At 73.0% G+C, this 17827-nt stretch carries 17 protein-coding genes; 7 read left to right on the top strand and 10 right to left on the bottom strand.

The features are described from left to right. Position 1: 1 nt before the first annotated feature. Both CIK06_RS23230 and CIK06_RS23225 read right to left on the bottom strand, forming a co-directional pair. A complete protein-coding gene (locus CIK06_RS23230) occupies positions 2 to 460 on the bottom strand; it encodes a VOC family protein (protein WP_095566590.1) in 459 nt (152 codons plus the stop codon). Then, positions 436 to 1008 carry a cob(I)yrinic acid a,c-diamide adenosyltransferase gene (locus CIK06_RS23225; protein ID WP_095568068.1) on the bottom strand — a complete coding sequence of 191 codons (573 nt, stop codon included), beginning with the start codon at positions 1006 to 1008 and terminating at the stop codon, positions 436 to 438. The genes CIK06_RS23230 and CIK06_RS23225 overlap by 25 nt, the downstream gene beginning before the upstream one ends. Before the next feature lie 97 nt (positions 1009 to 1105). Here CIK06_RS23225 and murA point away from each other — a divergent pair, with 97 nt between their 5' ends. Beyond that, a complete protein-coding gene (gene murA / locus CIK06_RS23220; RefSeq protein WP_095568067.1) occupies positions 1106 to 2680 on the top strand; it encodes a UDP-N-acetylglucosamine 1-carboxyvinyltransferase in 1575 nt (524 codons plus the stop codon). 93 nt (positions 2681 to 2773) lie between these two features. Then, the gene (locus tag CIK06_RS23215; protein ID WP_095566589.1) at positions 2774 to 3622 is read left to right on the top strand and encodes a 3-hydroxyacyl-CoA dehydrogenase family protein; all 849 of its coding nucleotides are present in this window, start codon (positions 2774 to 2776) and stop codon (positions 3620 to 3622) included. 49 nt (positions 3623 to 3671) lie between these two features. Here the strand turns inward: CIK06_RS23215 and CIK06_RS23210 are convergent, their stop codons facing one another. From CIK06_RS23210 to CIK06_RS23200, 3 genes are all read right to left on the bottom strand, one after another. Beyond that, on the bottom strand, positions 3672 to 4526 hold the full coding sequence (locus tag CIK06_RS23210) for an ABC transporter permease (RefSeq protein WP_095566588.1): 855 nt from the start codon (positions 4524 to 4526) through the stop codon (positions 3672 to 3674). Continuing rightward, positions 4523 to 5371, bottom strand: a complete 849-nt coding sequence (locus CIK06_RS23205; RefSeq protein ID WP_095566587.1) for an ABC transporter ATP-binding protein — start codon at positions 5369 to 5371, stop codon at positions 4523 to 4525. Before CIK06_RS23205 ends, CIK06_RS23210 begins: the two co-directional genes overlap by 4 nt. A 198-nt stretch (positions 5372 to 5569) precedes the next feature. Next, positions 5570 to 6187, bottom strand: a complete 618-nt coding sequence (locus tag CIK06_RS23200) for a DUF4126 domain-containing protein (protein ID WP_095566586.1) — start codon at positions 6185 to 6187, stop codon at positions 5570 to 5572. 72 nt (positions 6188 to 6259) lie between these two features. Here CIK06_RS23200 and nucS point away from each other — a divergent pair, with 72 nt between their 5' ends. Both nucS and CIK06_RS23190 read left to right on the top strand, forming a co-directional pair. After that, positions 6260 to 6919 carry an endonuclease NucS gene (gene nucS / locus CIK06_RS23195; protein ID WP_095568066.1) on the top strand — a complete coding sequence of 220 codons (660 nt, stop codon included), beginning with the start codon at positions 6260 to 6262 and terminating at the stop codon, positions 6917 to 6919. 249 nt (positions 6920 to 7168) lie between these two features. Further along, positions 7169 to 7945: an alpha/beta hydrolase gene (locus CIK06_RS23190; RefSeq protein WP_232533815.1), complete on the top strand. Its 777-nt coding sequence runs from the start codon at positions 7169 to 7171 to the stop codon at positions 7943 to 7945. A 39-nt stretch (positions 7946 to 7984) separates the two neighbouring features. On the opposite strand, the gene CIK06_RS23185 is transcribed toward CIK06_RS23190, so the two are convergent. Together CIK06_RS23185 and CIK06_RS23180 are read right to left on the bottom strand one after the other, a co-directional pair. Next, positions 7985 to 8683, bottom strand: coding sequence for a class I SAM-dependent methyltransferase (locus CIK06_RS23185; RefSeq protein WP_095566584.1), 699 nt, complete (start codon positions 8681 to 8683; stop codon positions 7985 to 7987). Between the two features lie 107 nt (positions 8684 to 8790). Continuing rightward, a complete protein-coding gene (locus CIK06_RS23180; RefSeq protein ID WP_095566583.1) occupies positions 8791 to 10284 on the bottom strand; it encodes an aldehyde dehydrogenase family protein in 1494 nt (497 codons plus the stop codon). Positions 10285 to 10566: 282 nt separating this feature from the next. On the opposite strand from CIK06_RS23180, the gene CIK06_RS23175 reads away from it, so the two are divergent. From CIK06_RS23175 to CIK06_RS23165, 3 genes are all read left to right on the top strand, one after another. After that, positions 10567 to 11103, top strand: a complete 537-nt coding sequence (locus tag CIK06_RS23175; protein ID WP_095568065.1) for an FHA domain-containing protein — start codon at positions 10567 to 10569, stop codon at positions 11101 to 11103. 86 nt (positions 11104 to 11189) lie between these two features. Then, a complete protein-coding gene (locus CIK06_RS23170; protein ID WP_095568064.1) occupies positions 11190 to 12281 on the top strand; it encodes an alpha/beta fold hydrolase in 1092 nt (363 codons plus the stop codon). A 128-nt stretch (positions 12282 to 12409) separates the two neighbouring features. Beyond that, on the top strand, positions 12410 to 14191 hold the full coding sequence (locus CIK06_RS23165) for a 3-hydroxybutyryl-CoA dehydrogenase (RefSeq protein ID WP_095566582.1): 1782 nt from the start codon (positions 12410 to 12412) through the stop codon (positions 14189 to 14191). Positions 14192 to 14250: 59 nt separating this feature from the next. Here CIK06_RS23165 and CIK06_RS23160 read toward each other — a convergent pair whose 3' ends face one another. From CIK06_RS23160 to CIK06_RS23150, 3 genes are all read right to left on the bottom strand, one after another. Continuing rightward, positions 14251 to 15111, bottom strand: a complete 861-nt coding sequence (locus CIK06_RS23160) for a VCBS repeat-containing protein (RefSeq protein ID WP_157756902.1) — start codon at positions 15109 to 15111, stop codon at positions 14251 to 14253. Positions 15112 to 15479: 368 nt separating this feature from the next. Further along, on the bottom strand, positions 15480 to 16697 hold the full coding sequence (locus tag CIK06_RS23155) for an FG-GAP-like repeat-containing protein (protein WP_157756901.1): 1218 nt from the start codon (positions 16695 to 16697) through the stop codon (positions 15480 to 15482). Between the two features lie 14 nt (positions 16698 to 16711). Continuing rightward, positions 16712 to 17815, bottom strand: a complete 1104-nt coding sequence (locus CIK06_RS23150; RefSeq protein WP_095566579.1) for an Ig-like domain-containing protein — start codon at positions 17813 to 17815, stop codon at positions 16712 to 16714. Positions 17816 to 17827 lie beyond the last annotated feature (12 nt).

The raw sequence follows: 17827 nt of genomic DNA, 5'->3' as shown, positions 1-17827 counted from the left end.
GCTACGTCGGGTACCGATGGTCGTCGTCGGCGACGAGTTCGACCTCGTAGCCCTGCCGTTCGGCCAGATAGGCCGCGTAGTGCTCGGGTCCGCCGGCGTGCGGGTGGCGGTCCGGGAACAGCAGTGACCAGCCGTGTGCCGGGGCCAGTTCGACCAGCCGGTCCACCGCGGCCCGCGCGCCGGCGTGGAAGGCCAGGTGGTTGAGGCCCGGTGCCCGCCGGTCGTGCCGGTCGCCGGTGAGCGCGGGCGACCGTTCCAGGACCAGATAGCTGGGACCGTGCCGCCAGGAGCGTCCGGCCGGCCAGTCCTGGTACGGCTGCCAGCCCAGCTCGGTGAGCAGCCAGCCCCAGTCCTCGATCGCGGTGGCCAGGTCGGGTACCCAGATTTCGACGTGGTGCAGTCCGCCCGGGGACGCCGGCGCGCAACCGTCACCGGTCAACGGTTGGCTCCCGGTACCCATAGCACATCGCCGTCCGGGTTGGCGGATCTTGCCAGGATGAACAGCAGATCGGAGAGGCGATTGAGATACTTTGCCGGGAGATCACTGGTTCGTTCCGGATCACTGCCGATCAGCGCCCAGGCCGATCGTTCCGCCCGGCGGGCGATGGTGCGGGCGGCGTGCAGCAGCGCCGCGCCGGGGCTGCCGCCGGGGAGGATGAAGGAGTCCAGCTTGCCCAGCCGCTCGTTGTACTCGTCACACCAGCTCTCCAGCCGGTCCACGTACTCCTGCGTCACCCGCAGCGGCGGGTACGCCGGCTCGGGCTCCACCGGGTTTCCCAGGTCGGCCCCCACGTCGAACAGGTCGTTCTGGATCGTGCCGAGCACCGAGCGCAGGTCGTCGGGAAGCTGCCCGAGCGCGAGGGCGACTCCGAGCGCCGCGTTGCACTCGTCCACGTCGGCGTACGCGGTGATCCGCGGATGGGTCTTGGCGACCTCCTCGTTGTTGACCAGCCTGGTCGTACCGGCGTCGCCGGTCCGGGTGTAGATGCGGGTGAGGTGAACGGCCATGACGCACAGCGTACGGACGACCGGCCGGTCGTCGCCCGAGCGGCCGGTCCCGGCCGTCGACGGCGGCGCCGAGCCCACCGACGGCGGTGACCATACGATGACCGACATGGACGTGATCAGGGTTGGCGGTGGCGCGCGGCTCGCCGGCGAGGTGCGGGTGGTGGGCGCCAAGAACTCGGCGCTCAAGCTGATGGCCGCGGCGCTGCTGGCACCCGGGCGCAGCGTGATCACCAACGTGCCGCGGATCACGGACATCGCGATCATGGGCGAGGTGCTGCGCCGGCTCGGCTGCGAGGTGACCTTCGGCGACGACGACCCGGCCCCGGGCGACGGCGCCGGGCTGGCGATGGGCGGGCCGGGTCTGCCGGTCAGCGCGAGCGGCTCCGGTCTGGTCGTACCGCCGACCCGGCCCGGTCTGGTCGCACCCGCCGCGGCGGCGGACCTGGAGGCACCCGCGGCGGCCGACCTGGCCGCCCCGCCGCCGGCCAGCGACATCGCGGTGACCCCCGCCAGCGACGTGGCGGTGTCGCCGGCCCGGGAGATCGTCGCCGGCGGGCCGGCGGGCGCGGTGCCGCCGGCTCCGCCGCCGCGGTCCCGGTCGGTCACCATCGACGTGCCGGACTCGCCCGGTACGGAGGCGGACTACGACCTGGTACGCCAGCTGCGCGCGTCGATCTGCGTGCTCGGTCCGTTGCTCGCCCGCCGGGGGTACGTGCGGGTCGCGCTGCCCGGTGGTGACGCGATCGGCTCCCGGGGACTGGACATGCACGTCGCCGGGCTCGCCCGGATGGGTGCGGAGATCTCCGGTGAGCACGGCTTCGTGGTGGCGTCCGCGCCCAAGGGGCTGCGGGGTGCCACGATCTGGCTCGATTTTCCGAGCGTGGGTGCGACCGAGAACCTGGTGATGGCGGCCGTGCTGGCCGACGGCGTCACCGTGATCGACAACGCGGCCCGGGAACCGGAGATCGTCGACATCTGCGCGATGCTGGCCGAGATGGGCGCGCAGATCTCCGGCGCGGGCAGCTCCACCATCCGGATCGAGGGGGTGGACACGCTGCGTCCGGTGCGGCACGCCACGGTGGGCGACCGGATCGTGGCCGGCACCTGGGCGTTCGCGGCGGCGATGACCCGCGGCGACGTGACGGTGACCGGGGTGACCCCGGGATTCTTGGAGATCGCCCTGGACAAGGTGGTGTCGGCCGGCGGTCTGGTGGAGAGCCGGCCGGACGCGTTCCGGGTCCGGATGGACCGCCGGCCCACCGCGGTCGACGTGGTCACGCTGCCGTTCCCCGGGTTCGCCACCGACCTGCTGCCGATGGCGATCGGGCTGGCGTCGATCAGCGAGGGCGCCTCGTTGATCACCGAGAACATCTTCGACGGGCGGTTCATGTTCGTGAACGAGATGTCCCGGCTCGGTGCCGACATCCGGACCGACGGCCATCACGCCGTCGTCCGTGGCCGGGAGCGGCTCTCCGGCGCCCCGGTCCGGGCCACCGACATCCGGGCCGGGGCCGGTCTGGTGATCGCCGGCCTCTGCGCGGACGGGATCACCGAGGTGTCGCACGTGCACCATATCGACCGGGGCTACCCGGATTTCGTCTCCGACCTGCGCTGCCTCGGGGTGACTGTCGAACGGGCGCTGGCGCCCGAGGAGCCCGCCTACTCGCTCTGACCGGTCGACCGGGGCCGCCCGGCTGTCCTGCACGATCGTTCAGGGGAGCTAAGGTGCTGGCAGACCAGTTCGTCCAGGGCGAGGGAGAAGCAGATGTCGGGTCGGCTCGCGGTCATCGGTGCAGGTCTGATGGGTTCCGGGATCGCCCAGGTGGCGGCCCGGGCCGGATGGCGGGTGACGCTGCGGGACCTGGACGACGCGGCCACCGGCCGTGGTCTGGACGGGATCCGGACGTCGCTGGAGCGGTTCGCGGCCAAGGGGAAGATCGACGCGGCCGAGGTCTCGGCCACGCTGGACCGGATCACCCCGACCACCGAACTGGAGGCCGCGGCCGACGCCGACGTGGTGGTCGAGGCCGTTTTCGAGCGGCTTGAGGTGAAGCACGAGGTCTTCCGGGCGCTGGACAAGATCTGCAAGCCGGGCGCGGTGCTGGCCACCAACACCTCGGCGATTCCGGTGACCCAGATCGCCGCGGTGACCCAGCGGCCCGAGTCGGTGGTCGGCACGCACTTCTTCTCGCCGGTGCCGATGATGCAACTCTGCGAGCTGGTCCGCGGCCACAAGACCGGCGACGAGACGCTGGCCACCGCGCGGACCTTCGCGGAGGGGATCGGCAAGACCGTGGTGGTGGTCAACCGGGACATCGCCGGCTTCGTCACCACCCGGCTGATCGCGGCGCTGGTGGTCGAGGCGGTCAAGCTGGTGGAGTCCGGCGTGGTCTCCGCCGAGGATCTGGACACCGCCTGCCGGCTGGGCTTCGGGCACGCCATGGGTCCGCTCGCCACCACCGACCTGACCGGTGCGGACGTGCTGCTGCACGCCGCGAGGAACATCTACACCGACACCGCGGACGAGAAGTTCTTCCCGCCGGAGCTGTTGCAGCGGATGGTGACCGCCGGTGACCTGGGCCGCAAGACCGGAAGGGGCTTCTACACGTACTGAGACCGGCGGGGCGGCGGCCGAGGTGTCCGGACGGTGGCCTCGGTCGGCCTCAGCCGTCGCGCCGGGTGGTCCAGCGGAAGGTGAGCAGGCAGATCACCAGGCCGATGACGCACCAGGCGGCCAGCACCAGGGCCACCCGGCCGAGTTCGAACGACCCGGCCGGCTCCCGTGCGCCGAACGACTCGGGCAGGAACACCGCGCGCAGGCCCTGGCACATCCACTTGAGCGGGAAGATCGCGGCCACCTGGCGCATCCACGGCGGCAGGTCGGTGAAGACGAAGAACACCCCGGAGATGAACTGGAGCACCAGCGCCACCGGGGTGACCACCGCGGAGCCGCTGCGGGCGGTCCGGGCCAGCGACGAGATGGCGATGCCGCACAGCGTGCAGGCGGTGACCCCGAGCACCGCCACCCAGCCGAAGGTGAGCCAGTGCCCCGCGTCGGTGGGCAGCCGCAGGTCGAACAGCCCCGCGGAGATGGCCACCAGCAGTGCGGTGCCGAACGTGCCGATCACGATGACCATGATGATCTTGCCGGCGAAGTACACCCACTTCGGCATGGGCGTGCCGCGGAACCGCTTCAGCACCCCGCGGTCGCGTTCGACCGGGATCCAGATGCCGAGGTTCTGGAAGCTGACGGTCATCAGACCGGTGGCGATCATGCCGGTGATGAAGTACTGCGTGTAGTTGACGCCCGGCGCGATCTGTCCGCTGAAGATCGACGCGAAGATCAGGATCATGATCACCGGGAAGCCCAGGGTGAAGACCACCGACTCCCGGCTGCGCAGGAACTGCCGGATCTCCAGCCGGCCCTGCCGCAGGGCCAGGCTCGCCGGGCCGAGCCGCCGCCGCCCTCCGGCAACCGGTGCGCCGGTACGGGCGCGGGTGTCCGTCGTCGTGCTCATCGGTGTCCGATCATCCGCAGGTAGACATCCTCCAGCGTGGGCCGGGTGACGGTCAGGCCGGGGACCTCCCCGCCGAACCGCTCGGCCAGCTCCGCGACCAGCGCCGTCGGCGTCGTGCTCGTCGTCTGCTCCGAACCGCCCTCGGCGGTACGCCAGGACACGGTGGCGGGGGCCGCCTCCCGGTCGCCCAACCGGCTCGGCGGGGCGACCTCGACCAGGGTGCCGGCGGCGATCACGCCGACCCGGTCGGCCAGCGCCTCGGCCTCGTCCAGGTAGTGCGTGGTGAGCACGATCGTGGTCCCGGCGGCGGCCAGGTCCCGGATCAGCTCCCAGAACTCCTGCCGGGCCGCCGGGTCGAAGCCGGTGGTCGGCTCGTCCAGGAACAGCAGCTCGGGCCGGCCGACGATGCCGAGCGCCACGTCCAGCCGGCGCTTCTGGCCGCCGGAGAGGGCGTGCGTCCGGGATCGGGCCTTTCCGGTCAACCCGACCCGCTCGATCACCTTGTCCGGATCGTCGCCGTCCGGGTAGAAGCCGGCGAAGTGCTGGACCACCTCCCGCACGGTGAGTTCCTCGAACTCGCCGGTGCCCTGGAGCACGATGCCCACCCGCGCCCGCCAGTCCGCGGTCGCCGCGGCAGGGTCGACGCCGAGCACCCGTACGTCGCCGGCATCGCGCCGCCGGTAGCCCTCCAGGATTTCCACGGTGGTGGTCTTGCCGGCACCGTTGGGGCCGAGCAGCGCGAACACCTCGCCCCGGGCCACGTCCAGGTCGATGCCGTCCACCGCGACCGTCCCGCCGTACGACCTGCGCAGGCCGCGTACGGCGATGGCGACTTCCGTCTGCATGCCCTCAACTATGCGTCCGGGCGCCCAGGTGATGTGGGCCGGGGTGGCCCCCATTACCACCACGACCCGGATCCGAGTCTGCGCCGCCGGGCGGGGCCGGGTCAGTCGTCGATCCGTCGCCGTCGGGTGCCCGACGGTTGCCGGCTCCGCCGGGCTGTTCGGCTCAGTCGGGCCGGTCGTTCGGCGTGCCGGTCCCGGTCATTCGGGGTAGCCGGCGGCGCGGGCGGCCAGCCGTTCCCGGCGGCGGTCCCGGCGCCGCCGCAGCAGCCAGGCCACGAACGCGACCATGGCGACGAGGAAGACCAGCACCAGGACCGGCAGGATGATCGCGGCCAGCGACATGATCACGCTCGTGACGTCCTCGGCGGTGCTGGCCACCGGGGCGCCCATGCCGACGGTGGCCGCGTTGATCACCGGCCGGGCCGCCGCCTTGATGCCGTGCACGCTGAACGCGATGAGCACGCCGGCGGCGATGGGGATCCACTGCTTGGAGCCGAAGAACTGGCCCGGATCGCTCACGGTCACCGTCTGCGACTCGGAGCCGGCCCCGAACGCCAGGCCGCCGGCCGTGGGCCGCACGATCGTCTGCACGACGTCGTTGACGTGGTCCACCACCGGCACCTTGTCGGCCACCACCTCGACGGCGAGCAGCGCCGTCAGGATCACGATCACCCAGCCGTTGCCGAGCCACTGCCAGCCGGCCGGCAGGTCGATCATGTCGGTGTAGCGGGACAACAGTCCCAAAAGGACCAATGGGATGTAGGCGTTGAGACCGGCCGAGGCGGCCAGGCCGGTTCCGGTGAGGGCTTCGAACACGATCCAAGGATGGCATCGACGCGCCAGTCCCGCCCGCCGGCGGTGGCCGGGGACTCGACTACCCTGCATCGGGTGCGACTGGTGATTGCGCGATGCTCGGTGGACTACGTGGGACGGCTCTCGGCGCACCTGCCGCCGGCCACCCGGCTGCTCATGGTCAAGGCCGACGGATCGGTCTCGATCCATGCCGACGACCGGGCGTACAAGCCGCTGAACTGGATGAGCCCGCCGTGCCGGCTGGAGGAGGCGCCCGGGGTGTGGCGCGTGGTCAACAAGGCCGGCGAGGAACTGCGGATCGCCCTGGAGGAGGTCTTCCAGGACACCTCGTACGAACTCGGCGTCGATCCCGGGCTGCGCAAGGACGGCGTCGAGGCGCACCTGCAGGAACTGCTGGCGGCCAGCCCGGAGGTGCTGGGTGCGGGCTTCACACTGATCCGCCGGGAGTACCCGACCGCCATCGGTCCGGTGGACCTGCTGTGCCGGGACGGCGCCGCGGCCACCGTGGCGGTGGAGGTGAAGCGGCGCGGCGAGATCGACGGCGTCGAGCAGCTCACCCGCTACCTCGAACTGCTCAACCGCGATCCGCTGCTGGCGCCGGTCAGCGGCGTGTTCGCGGCCCAGGAGATCAAGCCGCAGGCCCGGGTGCTGGCCCTGGACCGCGGGATCCGGTGCGTGGTGGTGAACTACGACCGGCTGCGTGGCATCGAGCGGGACGAGCTGACCCTGTTCTGACGCCGGCGCCCCGGGCGTTCGTGCCCTTCCGTGCCGTTGCGCGTGCATGGTCCGGATCCCCGGACCGGCTGGCGGAATGTGCCCGCAGGCTTCGGGTAGACCACCAGGTCCGCGCCGCACCGGCCCGCGGACCAGGGCGTACGTCCCGACGACGGCTTGCCACGGGAGGACGAGATGGCCAGCTCACCGGCGCCGCAGCAGGCGCGACGATCCACGGCCGACACGATCGTGCTGATTCACGGTCTCTGGATGACACCGCGCAGCTGGGAACGCTGGGTGGACCGGTACTCCCGGGCCGGCTTCCGCGTGTTGGCGCCGGCCTGGCCGGGGATGGAAGCCGAGGTCGAGGCGTTGCGGGCCGACCCGGCGCCGATCGCCGAGCTGGCCCCGAGCCGCATCATCGACCACTACGCCGAGATCGTCGACGGGCTGGACCGGCCGCCGATCCTGATCGGACACTCGTTCGGCGGCGCGTTCGTCCAGGTGCTGCTGGACCGGGGACTGGGCGCCGCCGGGGTGGCCGTACACCCGGCGCCGGTGCGCGGGGTGGTGCGGCTGCCGCTGACCACGCTGCGTGCGGCGTTCCCGATCCTGCACAACCCGGGCAACCGGCACCGCGCCGTGCCGCTGACCCCGGAGCAGTTCCACTACGCGTTCGCGAACGTGCTGGACGAGGCGGACTCGCGGGCGGCGTACGACCGGTACCACGTCCCGGGCGCCGGCGGGGTGCTGTTCGGCAACGCGATCGCGAACTGGGAGCCGCACAGCCCGTTCGACGTGAACTTCGGCAACGAGGGCCGGGCACCGCTGCTGCTGGTGGCAGGCGGGTCGGACCACCTCACGCCGCCCTCGACCGTCCGCTCGGCGGCCAAGCTGTACCGCAGGTCGACGGCGGTGACCGGCTACCGCGAGTTCCCGGACCGGTGCCACCTCACGGTGGGTCAGCCGGGCTGGGAGGAGGTCGCCGACCATGCCCTCGAATGGGCGGTCGAGGCCAGCTCGCCCCACCTCGTGCTGGCCGAATAGCCGGCCGGACCGAGTCGGCCGGACCGGAGCCGCCGGGGGCTACCAGTGGCTGAGGCTCGGTACGGGCCGGCGGGCCGGGGCGACGGCACCGCGGATCGCGATGAGTGACTTGGGCAGCCCGGCCAGCCGTTCCACCACGAGCCGCGAGCGCGGGAAGTAGTGCCGCATCTCGGCCTGGCTGAGCAGTTCCGTCCAGAGCACGGCGTGCTCGATGTCGGTGCGTTCCCGTACCGGCGTGTGCCCCAGCGGCCAGCGGCGGGCCAGCGCCACCCGGGCCGGCACCGGCAGGAACTGCATCCCCGGCAGGATCCAGTGCGGCTCGACGGGGAAGTACCGGTACGGCGTCTGGATCCAGTGCGCGTCCGCCAGGGCGTGCACGGTCTCGGCGAACCGCAGCCGCCGCTCGTGCCCACCGACGTGCTCCAGCACGGAGTTGGAGAAGACCAGGTCGTAGCGGCCCAGCGTGAGGTGGGCGGGCAGGTCGCAGGCGTCGGCCTGGTCGACCTGCGCCCAGTCCGGCACCAGCCCGCCGGCCGGTTCGAGGTTGACCACGTGCAGCCGCTTGGGCCGGACCGGCGCGCGCTGCCAGCTCGACAGCCGGCCACCGAGGTCGAGCACGGACATCTCGGCGAGGTCGGGGAAGCAGCGCAGCAGCCAGCCCCGGCGCCGTTCCCGGCGCCGCGCGGCCCACGAGTGTGGCCCGTCTACCAGGCGAAATCGCCAAGAGTGCAGGTCCATTCGCCAGAGGGTAACGGCTGGGCGGAGCGCCGGGCCGCCGACATGCCCGGCTCGGCCGGCCCGATCCGGCCGGCCCGATCGGCCGGCCCGACCCCCGCGGCGGTGGCTCAGCGGCCGTAGAGCCGGCGGACGATGGCGGCGATCCGGGCGACCTGCCGGGGTGTGCGCTCGAAGGTCATCGCGGGCAGCGGGGACGGCCCGCGGCGCCGGGTGATGGCCTTGGCCCGGCCGAACTCGCGGAGCCCGTCGTCGCCGTGGATCCGGCCGAAGCCGGAGTCGCCCACGCCGCCGAACGGCAGGGAGGGCATCCCGACGAAGGTGAGGGTGGAGTTGACCGCGGTCATGCCGCCGCGCAGCCGCCGGGCGACCGCCATCGCCCGGCGCCGGCCGAAGACCGAGCCACCCAGCCCGTACGGCAGGGCGTTGGCCAGCGCCACGGCCTCGTCGGCGTCGCGTACCCGGCGGATCGTGACGGTTGGCCCGAACGTCTCCTCGCGCACCGCCGCCGCGTCCTCCGGGACGTCGACCAGCACGGTCGGGTGCACGTACGGCGGCTGGACCGCGCTCGGCCCGCCGAGCACCGCCCGCCCGCCGCGGGCCACCGCGTCCTCGATGTGCCGGCGGATCGTGTCGAGCTGGCCCGGCATGGTGATCGGGCCGATGTCGCCGTCCTCGCCCACGGTGAGCCGCCCGGCCCGCTCGACCACCGCCGAGACGAACGCGTCGTAGACGGGCTCGACCGCGTAGACGCGCTCGATCCCGATGCAGGTCTGGCCGGCGTTGGTGAGCGCGCCCCACACGCAGGCCTGCGCCGCGGCGGCCACGTCGGCGTCCGCGTCCACGATCATGGCGTCCTTGCCGCCGGCCTCCAGCAGCACCGGGGTCAGCGTCTCGGCGCAGGTCGCCATCACCTTCTTCGCGGTGGCGGTGGAGCCGGTGAACGCGAGCTTGTCCACGCCCGAGCGGCACAGCGCGGCGCCCACCTCACCCAGCCCGTGCACCACCTGGAACACCGGCTGCTCGTCGACCACCTCGGCGAACGTGTCGGACAGCCACTGGCCCACGGCCGGGGTGTACTCGCTGGGCTTGTGCACCACGGCGTTGCCGGCCGCGAGCGCGTACACGATCGAGCCGAGCGGGGTGAGCACCGGGTAGTTCCACGGTCCGATCACCCCGATCACGCCGTACGGCTGGTATTCCAGGTGCGCGGAGAACTCCGCGACCAGCAGCCGGGACCGCACCCGGTGGTGCCCGAGCACCCGCTTGGCGTTGCGCGCCGCCCAGTCCAGGTGGTCGATCGCCGAGACGATCTCGATCAGCGCGTCCGGCACCGGCTTGCCGCCCTCCAGGTGGCACAGCTGCGCCAGCTCGTTCATCCGGTTGGCCAGCAGCGCCCGCCAGCGCAGCAGCCGGGCGCGCCGCCCGGCGAAGCCCAGCCCGGACCACCAGGCGGCCGCCGCCCGGCCGCGCCGGACCGCCGCCGCCACGTCCTCGGGCCCGGCGATCGGGAACCGCCCCGCGAGGGCGCCGCTGGCCGGGTTGGTCGAGACCAGTTCGCCGTTGTCGATGACCGGTACGCCCGGCGTCCGCACAGCCGTCATGGCGGGAGTCTAGTCCCGCTCGTTACCCGCAGGTAGCGTCCGTCACGGACCGGTGATGAAAAAGATTCATCCAATCCTTCCCGGCGGAGAATTCGGCGGGATGTCGCACCCAGGTCATCCGCGTTGCGAGTGGAGTTCACCTCGGTCATCTCCGAACCGGCTAATCCAGATCCGCCCATTGGGCGGAGAAAGTCGGTCCTCCGGGTTGCTGGAAGACACAGCCGATCATTGGCAGGCTGGCGGGGGGATCGGCGATGCGGGCGCCGACGATGGGGTGTGATCATGAAAGATGAACCTGGCCTGTTGCCGGTGTTGACCGTGACGAGCGGTGGGTGGCAGGGCGTCAGTTTCCGACTCCGGACCGGTACCTGGTCCGTCGGCCGGCAGGAGGGCTCCGACATCCTGCTGGAGGATCCGAAGGTCAGCCGCCGGCATGCCGAGGTGGTGGTGGCCGGCGGCGAGGTGGTGCTGCGCGACGTGGGCTCCACCAACGGCACGTGGCGCAACGACGAGCGGATCACCGGTCCGGTCCGGTTGTGCGACGGCGACCGGTTGCGGCTGGGCCACGTGCGGCTGCGGTTCTTCGACCCGGCCATGGCCAGCACGGACCCGGTGGGGACGCTGGTCATGCTGCCCGGTCGGGCGCCGCGGGCGGACCGGGCGGTGAAGCCGGGCCAGGGTCCGCGGGCGGCGCTGGCCGCGCCGACGCAGGCCATGGACACCGCGGTACGCGGCGGCGGCACCCGGCTGGCCATGCTGGTCGGCGGGTGCGTGGCGCTCGGCGGCGGGCTGGCCGTGGCGTACCAGATCTTCCAGTGACCGGTCGGTAGCCCCGGGGCGGTCCTGGCAGATCATGGTGCCCGCCGCCCTGGTGTGCCGTCGCGGCGGATGGCAGGATGCCGCGGATGGACTTCGAGCGGATCACCGTACGTGCCGGCGGCCTCGACCAGAGCCTGCTGGTGGGCGGGCCGCCGGACGGCACGCCGGTGCTGCTCGTGCACGGCAACTGCTCCTCGTCGGCGTTCTGGATCCCGTTGCTGCGCCGGCTGCCCGGCACGCTCCGGGTGGTGGCGCCGGACCTGCGCGGCTACGGGGCCACCGAGACCGCGCCGGTGGACGCCACCCGCGGGCTGGCCGACGTCGCGGCCGACGTCGCGGCGCTGCTCGACGAGCCTGCCGTGTTCGACGGCCCGGCGCCGGCCCGCCCGGTGCTGGTCGGCCACTCGTTCGGCGGCGGGGTGGCCATGCGGATGTTCGTGGCCCGGCCAGAGCGGATCGCCGGGCTGATGCTGGTGGCGCCGGTCTCGCCGTACGGCTACGGCGGCACCCGGGACCTGGTGGGCACGCCCACCACCCCCGACTTCGCCGGCACCGGTGGCGGCACCGTGAACACCGACTTCGTGGCGCGGCTGGCCGCCGGCGACCGCAGCGACGACCCGGGCAGCCCGCGCGGGGTGTTGCGCGCGACCTACGTGGCGAACCCGGCCGCGCTGGGCGAGGACGAGGAACTGCTGCTGGACAGCGTGCTGTCCACCGCCGTCGGCGACGACAACTACCCGGGCACGTCGGTGCCCAGCCCGAACTGGCCCGGCATGGCGCCCGGGGACCGCGGGGTGGCCAACGCGCTGTCGCCCGCGTACTTCCGGGTGGCCGACGAACTGGTGGCGGTCGCCGACGGGCCGTCCGCGCCGCCGATCCGCTGGGTGCGCGGCGACACCGACGTGATCGTCTCGGACGCCGCGCTGATGGACCTGGCCCACCTGGGCGCGCTCGGGCTGCTGCCGGGCTGGCCGGGCGCGCAGGCGTACCCGCCGCAGCCGATGGTCGGCCAGACCCGGGCGGTCCTGGAACGGTACGCGGCGGCCGGCGGCAGCTTCCGCGAGGTGGTGTACGCCGGCTGCGGGCACAGCCCGAACGTCGAGCGCGCCGGCGAATTCACGGCCGAACTGCTCGATCTGGTCAGCGACGTGGCGGGGGTCGGTTCGCGCGCCGAGTGAGGCCCGGCCGGCCGGGTCCGGGTGAGATCGCCCACGGCGCCTCGACAGTCCGGCCGCACGTGGCAGACTCGCGGCCAAGACTGAGCGGTCGTTCACCCGGCCGCCCCCGACCAGGTGGGAGGCCGGCCTTGGCTCGCGAGTTCGCCAGCATCGGTGTCATCGGACTGGGCACGATGGGCGCCGGCATCGTCGAGGTGTTCGCGCGCAACGGCATCGACGTGGTCGCCGTCGAGATCTCCGCGGACGCCCTGGAGCGGGGCCGCGGCACGCTCACCGCGTCCACCGAGCGGGCGGTGTCCCGCGGCAAGCTCGCGCCCGCCGACCGCGACGCGCTGCTGTCCCGGGTCCGGTTCGCGGTCGGGCTCGACGCGCTGGACGGCGTGGACCTGGTGATCGAGGCGGCCCCCGAGCAACTGGACCTGAAGCGGCGGATCTTCGCCGACCTCGACCGGATCTGCAAGCCGTCGGCCGTCCTGGCCACCAACACCTCGTCGCTGAGCGTCACCGAGATCTCCGTGGCCACCTCCCGACCCGGACAGGTGATCGGCATCCACTTCTTCAACCCGGCGCCGGTGATGAAGCTGGTCGAGGTGATCCGCACCGTGGTCACCGCGCCGGACGTGGTCGCCGACGTCGCGGCGCTGTGCGCCCGGCTCGGCAAGGTGGGCGTGACCATCGCCGACCGCGCCGGCTTCATCGCCAACGCGCTGCTGTTCGGCTACCTCAATCAGGCCGTCGGGATGTACGAGTCCCGGTACGCCGGCCGGGAGGACATCGACGCCGCCATGAAGCTCGGCGGCCGGCTGCCGATGGGTCCGCTGGCCCTGCTGGACCTGATCGGCCTGGACACCGCGTACCAGATCCTCGACACGATGTACCGGCACGGCGGCCGGGACCGCCGGCACGCGCCGGCCCCGCTGCTGCGGCAACTGGTCACCGCCGGACTGCTCGGCCGCAAGTCCGGGCGCGGTTTCTACTCGTACGAGCGGCCGGGCTCGGCCGTGGTCGTACCCGACGACCGGACCCCGGCGCCGGATGCCCCGGCCGGCGCCCGCGGCGTCGGCGCGGTGGGGGTGGTCGGCGCCGGCGCCACGGCGACCGGCGTGATCGAGCTGTTCGCCACGGCCGGGTACGACGTGGTCGCGGTGCCCCGGGAGGCGGAGCGACCGGTGTCGACCCGGGCGGCGGTGCGGGAATCGCTGGACCGGCGGGTGGCCGCGGGCGGCCTCGACCCGGCCGACCGGGACGCCGCGCTCGACCGGATCACCTGGTCGGAGACGCTGGATCCGCTGAGCGAGACCGACCTCGTGGTGGAGGCGGTGGCCGAGGAACTGGGCGCGAAGCAGGCGCTGCTCGCCGGGCTGGACGAGATCTGCAAGCCGGGCGTGCTGCTGGCCACCACCACCTCCGTGCTGCCGGTGGTGGACATCGCGATGGCCACCCGGCGGCCGGGCGACGTGCTGGGGTTGCACGTCGTGGACCCGGGATCGGGACAGCCGCTCGTGGAGATCGTCCGCACCGTCCGCACCTCGGACGAGGCCGTGGCGACGGCGCGGGCGGTCTGCGCGGCGCTGGGCGCCACCGGCGTGGTCTGCGAGGACCGGGCCGGCTTCGTCGTCAACGCGCTGCTGTTCCCGTACCTGAACGACGCCGTGAAGATGCTGGAGGCGTCCTACGCCACGGTCGCGGACATCGACCACGCGATGCGGCTGGGCTGCGGCTACCCGACCGGGCCGTTCGAACTGCTCGACCGCGTCGGGCTGGACGTCGCGCTGGGCGTCCAGCGGGCGCTCTACCGGCAGACGCGCGAGCCCGGCCTCGCGCCGGCGCCGCTGCTGGAGCAACTGGTCACCGCCGGCCGGCTGGGCCGCGCGTCCGGTCGGGGCTTCCGCGAACACCCCGCCGGCTGACCCGGCACCCCGCGACGCCGGTGGTGCCGGGTCGGCCGGGACCGCCGGCCACACGCCGGCTACACGCCGGGCACCCGGACGAACCGGCCGGTACCGGTGTTGACGAAGTAGGTACGCCGGTGCGTGTTCCGGTCGATCGTGAGCACGTCCGGATAGCGGTCTCCGTTCACGTTCACCACCCGTACCGTCCAACTTGTCCCGGCGGTCCGGTCCCGCTGGAGGTCCTGCACGCTGCCGCCGTCGAGCAGCACGGCGACCCCGGAGGCGTCGTAGTCGACGTAGCTCAACAGCGTGTCCATCGCCCGGTTGTGGTTCAGGTCGCGGATGACGAGCTGGGACGGGGTGCCGGGGTGCCGCTGGGGTCCCGGCTCGAAGGTGCCGGTGCCGGTGCTCAGGTACGTCCGGTAGCCCTCACCCTGGTCGGTCCACTCGTACAGGTCGTCCCGGCCGTCGCCGTTGAAGTCGGCCCGGCCCAGGAAGCAGGGCTGCCAGATCGCCCGCGCCGTCCCGATCACCGCGAACAGTTGCAGCGTCAGCAGTTCGTAGTCGATCGACGGCGGGGGACCGGCGAACCAGCCGAGCACGATCTCGTCCGGACCCGTGCCGTCGACCTGGGCCGCCGTGCCCATGTCGGGGCAGTACTGCCCGTCGGCCAGGGACAGGTAGGTGTATGTCCGCTGTGGCTCGCCGCTGGCCGAGACGGTGATCTGGCAGTCGACGCTGTGGGCGGCGACGGCGGTCAGGACGGCGCTGTCGGCCCGTCCGTCCCCGTTGAAGTCCCCCGTGATGGACTCGCCCGGCCCGCCGGCCCGGGCCGGTGCCGCGATGCCGAGAATCGTCGCGCCGGTCAGGATGACGACCGCCGCCGCCCTGACCAGCGCCCCCACCGTGCCTGGTCCCACCGTGCCTGGTCCCACCATGACCGCCCCTTTCCGTGGTACGACCCGTCGCCGCATGTTGGCGGCAAAACTGCGGATGAATTCGGAATATCCCCTTAATGGGATTTAATTCCTCAAAGACCATAACGATGTCGTGGGTGGGTACAACGGGTCGTGGCGGGCATCTGACAGGTCACACCGCAGACCCGCGACGGCCGGACCGGAGGCGGCGCCGCGGGCCGCGGACCTGCGACGGCCGTGCCGGAGGCGGTACCGCGGACGTGCCGCTGCCGCTGCCGCTGCCGCTGCTCCTGCCGCTGCGCTTGCCGCTGCTCTTGCCGTGGCGTGCCCGGGTGACCGGCTGCCCCGCCGCCGGGCCGTGCCGGTCGGCCGGGCGGGGGGCGCGCCGGTCACCCGGTGATTCGGAGGCTGACCTTGGCCTCGCTGGTACGTCCGTCCAGGGTCAGCCGGTAGACGAACGAGTCGCTGCTTTCGTGCTGCGGCCGGGGTACGTACGTGACGGTTCGACCGGAGGTGACCCGGGCCGTGCCGTACCGGGGTGGCCGCACCAGGTCGATCCGGGTGGCCGTGGTGACGAGGTCGTTGCCCAGCACGTCGAGACCCGTCGACCCGTGCTCAGGGACCCGGAACTGGTCGTCGACCGCCGTCGGGGCCGCCGCGAAGCGTCCGTTGTGGGTGTTGATGAACCAGGTCGCGGCCCCGGTGGCGGTCTCCACCGTGCGCACGTCCGGATGGCCGTCGCCGTTGGCGTCCACGATGGAGGCCAACCAGGTGGCGGCCCCGGTGGGATCGCGGTGCAGCCGCTGGAACGTCCCGTCGTCCAGCAGCACGACCACACCGCTGGACTCGTCGGCGCACTCCAGGATGTACGAGACGAGCACGTCCTGCGCCCCGTCGGCGTCGAAGTCGCGCAGGTCGAGTTGCTCGGGGGTGGCGCACCAGCGTTCCGGACCACGGGTCAGGACGTCCGCGCCGCCGGCCAGGTACGTCTCGTAGCCGTCCCCCTGGTCGTTGAGCAGGTACAGGTCGGGATGGCCGTCCCCGTTGAGTTCCGCGACACCCATCCAGCTCGGTTCGAAGGTCGCGGTGCTGAGGGTCCGGGTGGGCTGGAACGTCCCGCTGGCGAGCACCAGCAGGGGGAACGGCGCGGCCCGGGGCGGCCCGGCGAACCAGCCCACCACCAGCTCGTCGATCCGGTCGCGGTTCAGGTCCACCGCCACCCCGATGTCGGGGCAGTTGACCGCGCCGCCGCCGTCCAGCCCCGGCCGGAGGTAGACGTAGGCGACCGGGTAGCCGAAGCCGCCGTCCGGGGTGCCGTACTGCACGATCACCGAACAGAGCGTGCTGCCCACCGTGCCCAGGTACGCCTCGTCGGGATAGCGGTCGTCGTTGAGCCGGCCGAAGATGGCGTCGCCGCGCCCGCGGGCGCCGGCCGGGCGGGTACCGGGGCTCAGCGGGCTCGCGGCCAGGGTGGTGCCGGTTCCGCCGGCCCGCGCCGCGGCCGGCGCCGGCACGGCACCCGGCCCGGCGGCCAGGGCGGTCAGGGCGGTCAGGGCGGTCAGGAGCAGGACGGCCAACCCGGCGGTGGCAGCGGAACGTCTGGGCATGGCAACCTCCCCGATCAGCCGCTGATCCGGATGGTGACGGTCGCCCCACTGGAGCGGCCCTCCTCGCCCAGCCGGTAGCCCAGCCGGTCTGTGGAGCCGTGCTCCGCCGCGGGTCGGTAGACGATCCGCCCGTCTCCGTTCACCGTGGCCGTGCCGTACCGGGGCGGGGTGGTGACCACCACCCGCACGGCGCCGCCGGCGACGTCGTTTGCCAGCACGTCGATCGTGCTGGCCCGGCCGGCCGGCACCGTCACGGTCTCGGCGACCGCCACCGGGGCGAGCACGAACGTGCCGCCGTCCCGGCCGATGAACTGGTGCACCTGCCCGCTGACCCGGTTCTCGGTGCGGATGTCGATCGCCCGGTCGGCGTTGCCGTACGCGAAGCGGGCCGACCAGATGTCCGGTCCGTGTTCGAGCTGCCTGGTCCGACCGTCGTCGAACACCAGCACGACCCCGTTCGCGTGGTCCGCGCACCCGTCGGTGTACGCCAGCAGCGCGTCCACCGCGCCGTTGTGGTCGACGTCGCGCAGTTGCAGCGCCGGGGTGTCGGCCGAGCACCACCGCTGCGGGTGCAGCCCGGTGGTCGGCCCGTCGATCGCGTAGCTGGCGAAGCCGCCGAGGCCCACCGAGTACGGCGTGGGCACCGCGCCGGGGGTGAAGACGGCGGTGTCGATCCGGACCGGGGTGATGGGCGAGGTGAAGGTGCCGACCGGGCGGAAACCCGTGCCGTAGTGGTCGAGGATCAGCCGGTTGTAGCCGAGGCCCGCGGGTGCCCCGCGACTCCAGCCGATCCACAGCTCCTGCGCGGAGTCGGCGTCCCAGTCGAACGCGGTGCCGATGTCGGGGCAGGACTCCGGCCCGCCGCCGGGCACCGGGCGCAGGTAGACGTACGCGCTGGGCGGGACGAAGACGCCCGGCGGATGGCCCGGTTGCAGGACCACCGAGCAGTAGTCCGCAGCGGTGGCGCCGAGGTAGGCCCGGTCGGACAGGCCGTCGCCGGTCAGGTCCGCGATGATCGGCTCGCCGGCGGTGTCGGCGTGCGCGGGTGGCGCCGGCAGCGCGCCGGCGGTGGCGAGGACGGCGGTGCAGAGGATCACCGTGCGGACGCGGATCGACATGATCCCTCCCCG

Source organism: Plantactinospora sp. KBS50 (genome assembly GCF_002285795.1).
In the GTDB taxonomy this organism is placed as follows: Bacteria; Actinomycetota; Actinomycetes; order Mycobacteriales; family Micromonosporaceae; genus KBS50.
Note: the sequence above shows the minus strand (reverse complement) of the source record. Positions and strands in the feature narration are given on the sequence as shown.

Coding starts and splice junctions, on each gene's coding strand:
- CIK06_RS23230 (WP_095566590.1), bottom strand. CDS start 460: ATGGGTACCGGGAGCCAACCGTTGACCGGTGACGGTTGCGCGCCGGCG.
- CIK06_RS23225 (WP_095568068.1), bottom strand. CDS start 1,008: ATGGCCGTTCACCTCACCCGCATCTACACCCGGACCGGCGACGCCGGT.
- murA (WP_095568067.1), top strand. CDS start 1,106: ATGACCGACATGGACGTGATCAGGGTTGGCGGTGGCGCGCGGCTCGCC.
- CIK06_RS23215 (WP_095566589.1), top strand. CDS start 2,774: ATGTCGGGTCGGCTCGCGGTCATCGGTGCAGGTCTGATGGGTTCCGGG.
- CIK06_RS23210 (WP_095566588.1), bottom strand. CDS start 4,526: ATGAGCACGACGACGGACACCCGCGCCCGTACCGGCGCACCGGTTGCC.
- CIK06_RS23205 (WP_095566587.1), bottom strand. CDS start 5,371: ATGCAGACGGAAGTCGCCATCGCCGTACGCGGCCTGCGCAGGTCGTAC.
- CIK06_RS23190 (WP_232533815.1), top strand. CDS start 7,169: ATGACACCGCGCAGCTGGGAACGCTGGGTGGACCGGTACTCCCGGGCC.
- CIK06_RS23185 (WP_095566584.1), bottom strand. CDS start 8,683: ATGGACCTGCACTCTTGGCGATTTCGCCTGGTAGACGGGCCACACTCG.
- CIK06_RS23180 (WP_095566583.1), bottom strand. CDS start 10,284: ATGACGGCTGTGCGGACGCCGGGCGTACCGGTCATCGACAACGGCGAA.
- CIK06_RS23175 (WP_095568065.1), top strand. CDS start 10,567: ATGAAAGATGAACCTGGCCTGTTGCCGGTGTTGACCGTGACGAGCGGT.
- CIK06_RS23170 (WP_095568064.1), top strand. CDS start 11,190: ATGGACTTCGAGCGGATCACCGTACGTGCCGGCGGCCTCGACCAGAGC.
- CIK06_RS23160 (WP_157756902.1), bottom strand. CDS start 15,111: ATGGTGGGACCAGGCACGGTGGGACCAGGCACGGTGGGGGCGCTGGTC.
- CIK06_RS23155 (WP_157756901.1), bottom strand. CDS start 16,697: ATGCCCAGACGTTCCGCTGCCACCGCCGGGTTGGCCGTCCTGCTCCTG.
- CIK06_RS23150 (WP_095566579.1), bottom strand. CDS start 17,815: ATGTCGATCCGCGTCCGCACGGTGATCCTCTGCACCGCCGTCCTCGCC.